The organism is Planococcus sp. PAMC 21323, assembly GCF_000785555.1.
GTDB lineage: Bacteria > Bacillota > Bacilli > Bacillales_A > Planococcaceae > Planococcus.
In genome coordinates this window covers 2,809,456-2,822,012 of record NZ_CP009129.1, presented here as the reverse complement: position 1 = coordinate 2,822,012, position 12,557 = coordinate 2,809,456, and the positions used below count along the sequence as shown (strand labels likewise).

12 protein-coding genes and 1 riboswitch are annotated in these 12,557 nt (G+C 39.4%); of the genes, 10 read left to right on the top strand and 2 right to left on the bottom strand.

The annotated features are described in order from the left end of the window. The first annotated feature begins 372 nt into the window (after positions 1 to 372). From PLANO_RS13910 to PLANO_RS13870, 9 genes are all read left to right on the top strand, one after another. Positions 373 to 1,887: a succinyl-CoA:acetate CoA-transferase ScpC gene (locus PLANO_RS13910; protein ID WP_038705034.1), complete on the top strand. Its 1,515-nt coding sequence runs from the start codon at positions 373 to 375 to the stop codon at positions 1,885 to 1,887. A 511-nt stretch (positions 1,888 to 2,398) separates the two neighbouring features. Further along, entirely contained in the window at positions 2,399 to 3,472 is a 1,074-nt protein-coding gene (gene rlmN / locus PLANO_RS13905; protein ID WP_038705033.1) for a dual-specificity RNA methyltransferase RlmN, read from the top strand. 152 nt (positions 3,473 to 3,624) lie between these two features. Then, complete coding sequence (locus tag PLANO_RS13900) at positions 3,625 to 4,182, top strand: hypothetical protein (RefSeq protein WP_038705032.1); 558 nt, start codon at positions 3,625 to 3,627, stop codon at positions 4,180 to 4,182. A 120-nt stretch (positions 4,183 to 4,302) separates the two neighbouring features. Continuing rightward, a riboswitch (TPP riboswitch) is annotated at positions 4,303 to 4,406 on the top strand. 89 nt (positions 4,407 to 4,495) lie between these two features. Further along, positions 4,496 to 5,179, top strand: coding sequence for a thiaminase II (gene tenA / locus PLANO_RS13895; protein WP_038705031.1), 684 nt, complete (start codon positions 4,496 to 4,498; stop codon positions 5,177 to 5,179). A 1-nt stretch (position 5,180) separates the two neighbouring features. Further along, positions 5,181 to 5,966 carry a hydroxyethylthiazole kinase gene (gene thiM, locus PLANO_RS13890; protein WP_038705030.1) on the top strand — a complete coding sequence of 262 codons (786 nt, stop codon included), beginning with the start codon at positions 5,181 to 5,183 and terminating at the stop codon, positions 5,964 to 5,966. Further along, positions 5,963 to 6,808, top strand: a complete 846-nt coding sequence (gene thiD, locus PLANO_RS13885) for a bifunctional hydroxymethylpyrimidine kinase/phosphomethylpyrimidine kinase (protein WP_038705029.1) — start codon at positions 5,963 to 5,965, stop codon at positions 6,806 to 6,808. The genes thiM and thiD overlap by 4 nt, the downstream gene beginning before the upstream one ends. Beyond that, positions 6,792 to 7,445 (top strand): thiamine phosphate synthase, encoded by a 654-nt coding sequence (thiE, locus tag PLANO_RS13880; RefSeq protein ID WP_081976668.1) that lies wholly within the window; start codon positions 6,792 to 6,794, stop codon positions 7,443 to 7,445. Before thiD ends, thiE begins: the two co-directional genes overlap by 17 nt. Beyond that, positions 7,442 to 7,930: an energy coupling factor transporter S component ThiW gene (thiW, locus tag PLANO_RS13875; RefSeq protein ID WP_038705028.1), complete on the top strand. Its 489-nt coding sequence runs from the start codon at positions 7,442 to 7,444 to the stop codon at positions 7,928 to 7,930. The genes thiE and thiW overlap by 4 nt, the downstream gene beginning before the upstream one ends. 84 nt (positions 7,931 to 8,014) lie before the next feature. Continuing rightward, positions 8,015 to 8,875 carry a YkuS family protein gene (locus PLANO_RS13870; protein ID WP_038705027.1) on the top strand — a complete coding sequence of 287 codons (861 nt, stop codon included), beginning with the start codon at positions 8,015 to 8,017 and terminating at the stop codon, positions 8,873 to 8,875. Positions 8,876 to 8,922: 47 nt separating this feature from the next. On the opposite strand, the gene PLANO_RS13865 is transcribed toward PLANO_RS13870, so the two are convergent. Then, entirely contained in the window at positions 8,923 to 10,200 is a 1,278-nt protein-coding gene (locus tag PLANO_RS13865; RefSeq protein ID WP_038705026.1) for an MFS transporter, read from the bottom strand. Between the two features lie 218 nt (positions 10,201 to 10,418). Here PLANO_RS13865 and PLANO_RS13860 point away from each other — a divergent pair, with 218 nt between their 5' ends. Then, on the top strand, positions 10,419 to 11,174 hold the full coding sequence (locus tag PLANO_RS13860; RefSeq protein WP_038705025.1) for an exodeoxyribonuclease III: 756 nt from the start codon (positions 10,419 to 10,421) through the stop codon (positions 11,172 to 11,174). Between the two features lie 69 nt (positions 11,175 to 11,243). Here the strand turns inward: PLANO_RS13860 and PLANO_RS13855 are convergent, their stop codons facing one another. Beyond that, positions 11,244 to 12,434, bottom strand: a complete 1,191-nt coding sequence (locus PLANO_RS13855) for a CDP-glycerol--glycerophosphate glycerophosphotransferase (protein ID WP_038705024.1) — start codon at positions 12,432 to 12,434, stop codon at positions 11,244 to 11,246. Positions 12,435 to 12,557: the final 123 nt, after the last annotated feature.

The following is a 12,557-nucleotide window of genomic DNA, read 5'->3' as shown; positions in this document are numbered from 1 at the left end:
TCGATGGGCATAAGACGCTCTGGCGAAGCGGCATGTTTTCAGCCGTATAGTTCTGACAAAACATTGCCACAAAGAAAAAATAATGAAAATGCCTGTCCAGTTTTCTTAGGACAGGCATTTTTCATTTGCTGTGAAGAAATGCTGCTTAAAGCAGTTGATATTCTGCTTTGTGTCATTAAACGCTTTTCCACACGGTAAAAATCAGCTCTGTAACAGAATAAGCTAAAATTATCTAATAATTAAGTGTTGATAGATAATGAAAAATCCTACCCTTTTTACAAGACTTGCGATTTCGAACTGAGCGCACGCTCATGAAAACGCTTTATTTTTTGACAAGAGCGATTCAAACGATAATGAAAGAGAGTGATATGAATGGAACAGAAACTTGACCGTATTAAAGCAAAACATTTACAAGAACGAGTGGTGACTCCACAAGAAGCTGCTTCATGGATACAGGATGGCATGACACTTGGACTTAGTGGATTTACGCGTGCTGGAGATGTGAAAGCGGTTCCTTTAGCGCTAGTCGAGCGTTCGGAAAGTGAAAGCTTTAAGGTAAATGTCTTTACAGGAGCTTCGTTAGGGTCGGATATTGATCGTCTTTTTGCAGAAGCGGGTATCGTTAATAAACGCCTACCTTTCCAAGCAGAACCGGCTATGCGTAAAAAAATCAATGAAGGCGAAATGTTGTTTGTGGATCATCATTTATCCCATACGGCAGAATGGATTCGCACAGGAGTTACAGAGGCGATTGACTTTGCCATAGTGGAAGCGTTATCGATTACAGAAGATGGCATGATCATTCCGACAACTTCAGTAGGAAACTCTGCGGTTTTTGCCAAGCACGCAAAAAACATCATCGTTGAAATAAATACGGCCCAGCCAGAATTGTTTGAAGGCATTCATGATATTTATGATACGGGCAAACAAGGTGAGCGGTTGCCAATTCCATTGACAGCAGCTGATCAGCGTATTGGAACAAAAGGTATTCCAGTCGATATGGAAAAAATCCGTGGAATTGTTTTCACTGAACAGTTGGATTCTCCGTCAAACATCGTGCCACCCGATGAAGAAACTAAAATCATGGCTGATCATTTACTTGAATTTTTACGTTCGGAAGTCCGTGCAGGTCGTCTAACGAAGAAATTGGCTCCATTGCAATCCGGTATTGGATCGGTCGCGAATGCCGTATTACATGGCATGATTGATTCTGAATTCGAGGACTTAGAAGTGTACTCAGAAGTATTGCAGGACTCCGTTTTTGATTTAATCGATGCTGGAAAAGTAAGTTTTGCATCTTGTTGCTCGATCACCTTATCCGAACCGAAAATGAAACAAGTCTACGGCGAATTTGAAAACTACCGAAATAAAATCGTAATGCGCCCACAAGAAATATCCAATCACCCAGAAATTATTCGTCGACTCGGGTTGATTTCGATTAACACGGCTTTGGAATTTGATATGTATGGAAACGTTAATTCAACACATGTTTCGGGTACGAAAATGATGAATGGGATTGGCGGCTCAGGTGACTTTGCTCGTAATGCTCGATTGGCGATTTTTGTGACGAAATCAATTGCGAAAGATGGCAACATTTCAAGTGTTGTCCCTTTTGTTTCGCATGTAGATCACACGGAACACGATGTCGATGTAGTTGTGACAGAACAAGGCTATGCCGATCTTCGTGGACTTGCACCGCGTGAACGTGTAGAAGTGATATTGACTAATTGTGTACATCCGATGTACCGCGCTCAACTTCGCGAGTATTATGAAGAAGCGCTAACACGTGGCGGACAAACACCACATGTATTAGAAAAAGCATTTTCGTGGCATGCAGACTTAGCGAAAAACGGTACCATGCTACAGAAAAAAGAGCAATTAGTATAAAGAAAAGCGGAGACTCTCGTGTAGATTCGACGGGCATAAGACGCTCTGGCGCAGCGGCGTATTTCCAGCCGCACAGCTAGAGTGGCTTATGACCCTAGAATCTGAGAGTCGGAGCTAGACAAGAAAAGCGGAGACTCTCGTGTAGATTCGACGGGCATAAGACGCTCTGGCGCAGCGGCGTGTTTCCAGCCGCACAGCTAGAGTGGCTTATGACCCTAGAATCTGAGAGTCGGAGCTAGACAAGAAAAGCGGGAGCACCCGTGGAGTTCAATAAATTTATAATCCACTAAAACCAGGTCCGCGAAAAGCGCCTGGTTTTTTCATTTCCACCTCCTTGAATAGGAAATTGAGCTTAGAAGATTCGTTTCTTTTTACCCAAGCCAATTCTTAAACCCCTGATATAACTCGGTTTTTTAATCAGATTTTTCTGTCTAAACAAAAATAGTTGTTGTCAAGCGTTATTTTTAGTATTATAATAAGCAATTGTGAAATTTGAAATGAGGGTTCTAAAATGAAAAATTCCATCTATGGATTAACGATAGACCAGTTAAAAGAATGGTTTTTAGAAAATGGCCAGAAAAAATACCGTGCGGAGCAGGTATGGGATTGGTTGTATATTAAACGTGTCACTGAATTTGCGGAAATGAATAACCTTTCGAAAGAATGCATTCAACTGCTTGAAGACAATTTTTTGATTCGTACGTTAAAAGAAACGGTTAAACAAGAATCTGCAGACGGAACGATTAAGTTTCTTTTCCAAATGCAAGATGGCAACTTGATTGAAACGGTATTGATGCGTTTTAAATACGGAAATTCTGTATGTGTAACCACTCAAGTTGGTTGTAACATTGGCTGTAGTTTCTGTGCCAGCGGACTATTGAAAAAGAGCCGCGATTTAAACGCGGGCGAAATTGTTGAGCAAATTATGCAAGTACAAGCGCATTTTGATGCACAACAAAAAGACGAGCGTGTAAGTCATATCGTTGTTATGGGTATCGGTGAACCATTCGATAACTATACGAATTTGATGGGCTTCTTAAACGTTGTCAACTCTCAAAAAGGCTTAGCAATTGGAGCTCGCCACATTACTGTATCAACGAGTGGGATTGTACCAAAAATTTACGATTACGCAGACGAAGGTTTGCAAGTTAACCTTGCAATTTCGATTCACGCGCCAACAAATGAATTACGCACACGTATTATGAAAATAAACAAAGCGTATCCAATCGAGAAGTTAATGGCTTCTATCGATTACTACTTGGAGAAATCCAACCGTCGGATTACGTTTGAATATATTTTATTGCGTGATGTGAATGACCATGTGGAAGAAGCGCATCAATTAGCAAAATTGCTAGAAGATAAGCGTCACTTGTCATACGTTAACTTGATTCCATACAACTCAGTTGATGAGCACGATCAATATCAACAAAGTACACCAGAAGCAATCAGTGCATTTTATGATGCATTAAAGAAAAAAGGTATTAACTGTGGCGTACGTCACGAGCAAGGTGCAGATATTGATGCTGCTTGTGGTCAATTACGAAGCAAACAAATTAAAAAAGATAAAAAAGAAGTAACAGTTTAATAAACTCAAGCGTTCCTGAATTTTCAGGGGCGTTTTTTTGTGTTAAAAATTAGGATCTTATTTTCAGTTAACGAAACTTTCTGAACCTTAAAAACGTATAAACTCTATAAGTAGAAGTTTATTGATCATGCGTTAGGAAAGGAAGTGGGGGATTGAAAAAGATTCTGTGCATAGCGGTTTTACTTGGATCGACTATGTTAGCTAGTTGTAGCGGAATTTCAACATACGAGGACGATGAAGTGGCCGCTATCGTAAACAACCACGAAATTACAATAGGGGATTTACGATTTCTATATCCTGATGATGCGGCATTAAATTATTTAGATTCAGCAATACAAGTAGAGTTGATCAAACAAGAGGTAAAGGAAATGGACCTTGATATTTCTGCTCAGTTGACGGGAGAAAAAAACCATGATGATTTTGAAAAACTTCCTCCTGAAAATACAAAAGATGACGGCAGTAAGCAAGTACGTGCATATGCTATAGCTCAAGCTAAAAAACTAGATATGTCACCTGAGGAGTTCCAAACACAATACGCTAAAAAAATTAACGAACAAAATGCTTACATCAATGCGTATCTTGAGGAGAAATTAGGGAGTGGAGATATTAGTGACCTCGAATGGATGGAGGAATTTGGGGAAGATTATATGAACTTGGTAGAAAAGTTGGTGGAGAAAAATGAAAATGATATTACCGTATTTATGAAGTAACATTTTAGAGCATGCTAGTCATGTGTATACGCAATTCTATCCAAAAATACCAAAAAGAACTTTGTAAAGACTATAGAATTATCAGAATCTATGATATAGTGATGTCGAAAACATAAATAAAAACACCACTAGGGGAGCCGGATATCGGCTGAGACGAGCATAAGCTCGGACCCTTTGAACCTGATCTGGATCATACCAGCGGAGGGAAGTGGCGGACCGTCTGCTATTTTCTTATCGACTGCACACGCCGCTTCCCTTCACTGGGGAGCGGTGTTTTTATTTTGTGTACAAGCACAAAAAAGGAGATGGAGAAATGACTTTTTGTAAAGAAGTAAGAAAAGAATGTGACCACTTATGGCAGGCAAGTTTTGATCATCCGTTTGTTAAGGGAATTGAAGACGGGACATTACCGGTCGACATATTCCGTTTTTATGTCATGCAAGACGCTTATTATTTATCGCATTTTGCGAAAATCCAGGCGCTGGGTGCATCTAAAGCAAAAGATTTAGAAACCACACAACGTTTTGCGATTCACGCCTCACATACCAGCACAGCTGAGCTGTCTTTACATCAATCCTTTATGAAAATTTTAGACGTGACCGAAAAAGATTGGTCCCAATTCGAACCTTCTCCTACTGCTTACGCATACGTATCACACATGTACCGGGCATCTGCAGGGGAACTAGCAGATGTATTAGCAGCCATATTGCCTTGTTACTGGTTGTATTACGAAATTGGTGAGCGATTGAAACATGCAAAACCTGATCATCCGATTTATGACCGTTGGATTGAGACTTACGGGTCCGAAGAATTTGGAGAACTCGTTAACGAACAAATTGACCGGATGAATCGGTTAGCGGAAGAATTACCAGAAGCACGACGCAAAGAACTAAAAGACCATTTCCAAAAGAGCAGTTATTACGAATTAAACTTTTGGGACCAAGCGTGGAGAAAAGAAACCTGGGCGATTGACGCTGTAGATAAAGTAGGTGTGTAGCGTGTTCCATCAAATAAAAGCAAAAGCACCGATTGTTCATTGCATCACCAATCATGTAGTGTCGAATTTTCAAGCAAATGGCCTATTAGCAATAGGTGCTTCTCCGATTATGGGAGAAGCACCTGAAGAAGTGGCGGAACTAGCTGCTTTATCACAAGCTTTGTCTTTAAATATCGGAACTCTCCATACGGAATCGCTTAAAAGTATGTTGATTGCTGGCAAAAAAGCCAACCAATTAGGCATTCCAGTAGTGTTAGATCCTGTTGGAGCAGGGGCCAGTGACTTTCGAATAAAAGCTGTCCGTGAAATTTTAGAGTCTGTACACGTAAATGTGCTTCGGTGCAATGCAGGAGAGCTCGCAGCGATAGCTGGTGAACAATGGCAGTCAAAAGGTGTTGATGCCGGAGAAGGCTCTCTAGACGTTAAAAATCTGGCTATGACCACTGCAAAAAAACTTAAATTAGTCATAGCGGTCACAGGGCCTGTAGATATCGTGACGGATGGGGAAGTTGTCCGTGAAATTCCTTTTGGAAATCCGGTGATGACATCTGTTACAGGAACAGGGTGTTTATTAAGTAGTGCCGTTGCGGCTGGACTTGCTGTGTCTACTAAAAAAACGGTGGAAATCGCCTGTGATGTTTTACGCGATTACGCAATTGCGGGTGAACAAGCAAGTCAAAAAGCACATTTACCTGGAGAATTTCAACTAGCTTTTCTAAATCAATTAGCGAGCCTGACAGATGAAGAAGTACAAAAACGAATTTCTTTACAGGAGGAAACGGTATGAAGAAAACACCACAAACCTTAACTATAGCGGGTTCAGATTCTGGAGGAGGAGCGGGCATCCAAGCGGATTTGAAAACTTTTCAAGAGCTGGGCGTTTACGGGACTTCAGCAATTACCGCAGTCACTGCTCAAAATACACTGGGTGTTAGCGCGATTTATCCCATGTCAAAGCAAGCTGTTCAAACTCAATTAGAGGCAATAGGCAGTGATTTTGACGTAACTGCAGTGAAAACAGGTATGTTGTTTAACCCAGAAATTATTCAAGAAACAGCGAGAATGATTCAACAGTTTGGCTGGGGAAATTTAGTTGTAGATCCTGTCATGATTGCGAAAGGTGGTGCGAACTTATTGCAGCCTGCTGCGGTAGAAGCATTAAAAACCCATCTATTACCGCTAGCTTTATTAGTCACACCTAATATTCCGGAAGCAGAAGCTTTAACGAGCATTTCTATTACGGATGTCTTTAGCCGACGACGTGCAGCAGAACATATTTTGTCGTTAGGAGCACAATCGGTTGTCATTAAAGGTGGCCATAGTACAGATCCAGACTATGCAGAAGATTATTTTTTGCATATCAATAGGGAAACAGCGGTATACCGATCTGCTCGTATAGAGACTAACCAAACGCACGGCACTGGATGCACATTTGCAGCGGCTGTAACGGCACAGCTCGCAAAAGGACAAGAGCTAACAGCGGCCATTTTGACGGCGAAGGAGTTTATCCAAGCAGCGCTCAGCGATCCATTGAATATTGGTAACGGTCATGGTCCTACAAATCACGGGGCTTATCAACTGAGAAGACACGAAAAAACGGAGGTAAATAAAATTGAGGTTTTCCAATAAACCAGCAATTTACTTTGTAATGGGTTCTCAAAATTCAGGAGCAAGAGACCCTTTGGTCGTATTAGAGAGAGCGCTCGAAGGAGGCATTACCCACTTTCAACTGCGTGAAAAGGGAGAGGGATCTTTAACGGGATCAGCCTTAAACGACTTTGCGTTGCATTGTCAAAAACTATGTCAAAGCTATAAAGTCCCTTTCATCGTTAATGATGATATCGAATTAGCATGTAGCATCGGTGCTGACGGTGTTCATGTTGGTCAAGATGATGAAACAGCTCTTCAAGTGCGCCGACTGATTGGGGAAAATAAACTATTAGGTGTTTCTGTTCATTCTGTAGATGAAGCAAGAGCGGCTATCCAAGCTGGTGCAGATTATGTTGGCATGGGCCCGGTTTTTGGGACGACTTCAAAAGCGGATGCCAAAAAGCCTGCGGGTGTTAAAGAAATCATGGCAGTCAAACGTGAATTTCCTCAATTGCCAATTGTGGGTATCGGTGGAATTACACCAGAAAACGCTGACCAAGTATGGAAGGCTGGCGTATCAGGTGTTGCGGTTATTTCAGCAATAGCGAGTGCTAAAGATATTGCTGAACGAGTAGGAGCTTTCCAACATTCTAGTAAAGAAGGTATTGGCAGATGAATACGAGAAAACTAATCTTAATGGCTATGTTCGTTGCAATAGGAGTTGCCGGTTCTGCTTTTGTGTATTTTCCCGCGGGCATTGCACGCGCTTATCCCATTCAACATGCAGTTAATGTCATTGCAGCAGTCTTTTTTGGTCCAGGTCCAGCAGTAATCATCGCATTTGTTACCGGAGTTGTGCGTGTATTGACTGGTACAGGTTCGCTATTAGCTTTTCCAGGAGGCATGATTGGGGCCCTTTTGGCTGGTATTATGTACGCTAAGTTCGGAAAAATTTGGTTCGCTGCAATAGGAGAAGTAATAGGAACAGGTTTAATAGCATCTCTCATTGCAGTACCTTATGCTCGTCTGTTATTAGGAACCGAATTTGGAGCCTTCTTTTTTATCCCACCTTTTTTCATCTCTAGTCTTACCGGTGCTGTTTTAGGAGCACTAGTGGTCGCACGACTGAAGAAAGTAAATACGATTCAAGTCTGGCAATGAAATTGAAGATTCCGTAAATGTTTATTATTCCCCAAATAGGGAACAATAATTGATATAGACATTGATAAAGGGAGATGGAAGAGTATGGTAAAAATTGCAGTTGAGCATCCATTTACATCAGTACGCGAAGCATTAGAGAAAAAAGGGTATCAGGCAGATATGCTTGAAGAAAAATCAGATTCGACTGATTATGACGTGATCGTTGTCAGAGATCAGGCAGATTTAGCTGACTACCACATGAGCGTATCGCTTGTTGAAGCTAAAGGTCGTACATTATATGAAATCGTAGAAGAAGTAGAAGAGCGTCTAGTGCGCGGTGGTAAAATCCAAAATACACAATCTACTGAAACTGACCGCAAAGAAAGTGGCGGAGGTGGAGGTTTCTTAGCTGGTGCTGCAACTGGTGCAATTATTGGAGCAGCGGCGGGGCTTTTATTAGCACCGAAGAGTGGTAAAGAACTTCAAGGAATTGTTAAAGAAAAAGCAGTTGCCTTAAAAGAAGAAAACGCTGAAGGTTCAGGCGGAGCTGTTGACCAAGTAAAGGATAAAGTAAATCAGTTAAAAGAAAAAGCAACTGACTATACAGAAACAGCTAAAGTAAAAGCGAATGACTATACTGAAACCGTTAAAGAAAAAGCGGATGAACTAAAAGCAAAACGTGAAGAAAAGCAAGAAGAAAAAGAAGTGAAAAAACAAGAAAAAGCAATTGAAAAAGAAGTAAAAGAGCAAGAAAAGGCAATGAAAAAAGAAGAAAAACAAGAAGAAAAAGCTGAAAAAGAGCATGAAAAAGCTGAAAAAGCAGTAGAAAAAGAAATTAAAAAAGCAAATAAAGAAGCCGATAAAGAAAAAGGCGGAACTGAAGTTGTTGATTTGAAAGATGCAACTATCACAAAAGATAGTGCAGGCAATGTAACAGTAAAAGCTGAAGATCACAATAAAAAATAATCAGTAAAAGGTGCCTTCCAATCTAATTGGAAGGCACCTTTTTGAATTTAAACATTTGATACTTCATCTACAGATTCATGAGGTTTTGGTTCAGGTACACGAGACAAGACGATAAGGCCGATAACAAATAATATCACAAGACTGAATACACCCATATTGGATTTGCCGGTTAGTTGAGAAGTGACGGCTACAAGCAAAGGTCCAAGAATTGCCGCGAACTTGCCGAAAATGTTGTAAAATCCGAAAAATTCATTAGAGTTTTCTTTAGGAACAAGTTTACCGAAATAAGAGCGGCTGAGTGCTTGAATACCGCCTTGGCTCGTTGCTACGAGCATAGCTAAAATCCAGAAATCTGTAATGGTTTCGAGGAAAAAGGCGTAGATACAAATCACAATATAAACGCATATCCCCACATAAAGCATTTTTTTGCCCGTAAATCGATTAGCCAAACGACCGTAAAGAATCGCGAATGGAGCCGCGACTACTTGCGTTACAAATAATATAATCAGTAAGCTTGATGAATCTAAACCTAAATCGGTTCCATAAGCGGTTGATAAGGCAATAATGGTTCCGACTCCGTCGATATAAAAGAAATAAGCAATTAAGAACAAGACCAATGCACGGTATTGACGGATTTCTCGGATTGTTTTGCCTAAACGTTTAAAGCTTTGTTGAACAAGATGTGATTCCCGCTTAATATAATGGACTTGCTTAACATGGCGGAACATTGGAATTGAGAAAACAATCCACCAAATCGCAGTGATTAAAAAGGCAATGCGACTAGCAACAGTAACAGAAATGGGAAGTACCCCATTTTGAGCGAGTAATATAAGGGCAATTGAAAGGATAAACGGAATTGTAGAGCCGATATAACCCAATCCGTAACCAAAAGAAGATACGCTATTCATGCGCTTTTCCGTCGTTACGTCTACAATAAATGCGTCATAAAATAAATTGGCACCGGTCGCACCGAGAGCGGCAAACACATAACAAATTAACATCAATAACCAATTTTCACTTGGTATAAATGCTAGTAGAGCTGTTGAAATGGTTCCTAATAAAAAGAATCCAGTAAAAAATCGTTTTTTCATGCCTTCATAATCGGCGATCGTGCCTAATATAGGTCCAATCATCGCCAATATGAACGTGAAGATCGCAATCGTATACCCTAAGTAAGCCGTTGAGTCTGATAAACTGACGCCTGCGTCAGTAGCAGAAGCTTTATAGTAAATCGGAAATACGGCTGTTGTAATAATAATTGAATAAGCAGAACTTCCCCAATCGTATAGCGCCCAACTTTTTTCTTCTTTTGAATACTTTTTCATGGTTTAATCTCCTTTGTCTCTTATCCTAATCGGGCGAATGACTAAATTTCAGAGACTGTATTTGCGATGATTGACGCTGTGCTTTATCAGATAGTTTCATTGTACAAGAAGTTACTTGTAAATGATGCGGAATATTTAAAAAAATACAGAAAATTTACATTTCTTGAGTCTTCTTGAGGCTTCATATAGAATTATTGAAGAGAAAGAAGGGGTAATTTTTGAAGTTAATTTCGTGGAATGTTAATGGCCTTCGTGCTGTTATGAAAAAAGGCTTTATGGAATTTTTTACTGAAGCTAACGCCGATGTATTTTGCTTACAAGAAATTAAATTGCAAGAAGGACAAATCGACATGAACCTTCCTGGCTATTACACGTATTGGAATTATGCCCATAAAAAAGGCTATTCAGGAACAGCGATTTTTACGAAACAACAGCCATTATCTATTCAATACGGCTTAGGAATAGAAGAACTCGATACTGAAGGGCGAATGATTACATTAGAATTTGATAGCCATTATGTAGTAACCGTGTACACACCAAACTCTCAACATGGCTTGTTGCGTTTAGACTATCGGTTAATGTGGGAAGATGCTATTTTGACATTTATAAAGACCTTAGATATTCATAAACCCGTACTATTATGCGGAGATTTGAACGTAGCACATAATGAAATCGATTTAAAAAATCCAAAAGCTAATAAAAAGAATTCTGGATTTACACCTGAAGAACGAGGGAAAATGACACAGTTTTTAGAATGTGGATTTGTTGATACGTTCCGTCATTTCTATCCAGAAGAAGAAGGGCATTATTCTTGGTGGTCTTACCGCTCTAATTGTCGCAAGAAAAATGTCGGATGGCGAATCGATTATTTCCTAGCTTCCCATAGACTTGAGTCGCATCTACAAAGCGCGAAAATACACAAGGATGTATGGGGTTCTGATCATTGTCCCGTCGAATTACAACTAGAATTTTAAAAAGGACTTAGAAAAATAGCATACTTTTCTAAGTCCTTTTATTACAATTTTTAATAGTTTCACGTGGAACTATTGTAAATTCATGACACGGTGGGTTAACCGTTTGCAATTGTCTTGGTCGAAATAATCGATATAATCTGTTGCTTTCGGATACCAGTCGTTCCAAGTAATTTTCTCTTCTATAATTTTTTTCAAATACTCATAAACATGTTCGATAGAGTTTGCTTTATAGCCTGAAAGATCTGTATCCATGTTTAAATAGGCACCACGCTTTTCTAAATATTCTTGTTGATCAAACATATAGAAAATAATGGGTTTATTGAGATAGAGAAAATCCCAAGATACACTCGTGATATCGGTCAATAACATATCGTTTTGATCAATAGATTGCTCGATTGTTTGTTTATTAAAATCAAGGAATGTAACGCGGTTTTCATCGTTTGATAGATTGGTAAAGTAGCTTTCAAATTTTTTCATAAAAGGATGCAACGCAATGTTCAGGTGAATGTCGTAATCAATCAATAGTTTTTGAATGCCCTCATGCTTTAATAAGCCGGTGGTACTTTTAAAATAAGCGCTATTGGTAAATTCTTCTTTAGATAAGTCAAAAAGCCATTCCCGCCAAGTCATCATCATCAAAATATTTTTAACTTCTTTAGCAGGCTGTTGTGGTGGGTATCGGTCGAAGCGAGGAAAACCTGTAATAATCAATTTATGCTCAGGCATTTTCCACTCATGTAACTTTAAATTGTATTCATATTGCGATGCACAATTAAAATAATCAGTTCTTTTTAATAAAGGAATATCTTCTTTTTGAATGAGTATTTTCTTAAATCCTTCAATACCGTGACTAATGTGAGTAATGATTGTTTTCCGGTTAAGAAAAAGAAATTTATCTGCTGCCGGGACAATATCATAAAGAAGAGAATGCCCATGGAACGTATAGTCAGCTTGGAAAAACAGTACGTAATTTTTGAAACTTCCAAGCGGAATCGCATTTTCAATTTTTTGATCGTTAGCGTATGTGGTTTTAGGATCGAACATCCAATAAGCAGTCACTTGTTCTTTATGATTTTTTAGTAAATATTTGTGGTAAACTGCAGCATTATCTTCGTATTTCTCTCCAAGGTTTCCTCCGACTAAAACAATTTTCTTGCCGTCCTTCTTTTTCATGAATAAAGACAGGGTATAGGCAGCTGTTACTTTAAAAAATACAGTTAAGGCATCTAAACGACCTTTTTCCTTTAATTCTACACTCATTCCAAACCCTGCTTTCTGCTAGTTATCATTTCTTAAGTTTTTCATATAATCCATTCTTTGTCTATATTGACCCCGTCTTAGTTTACATATACCCAAATTTCATTCAAGTTAAATCGATTATCC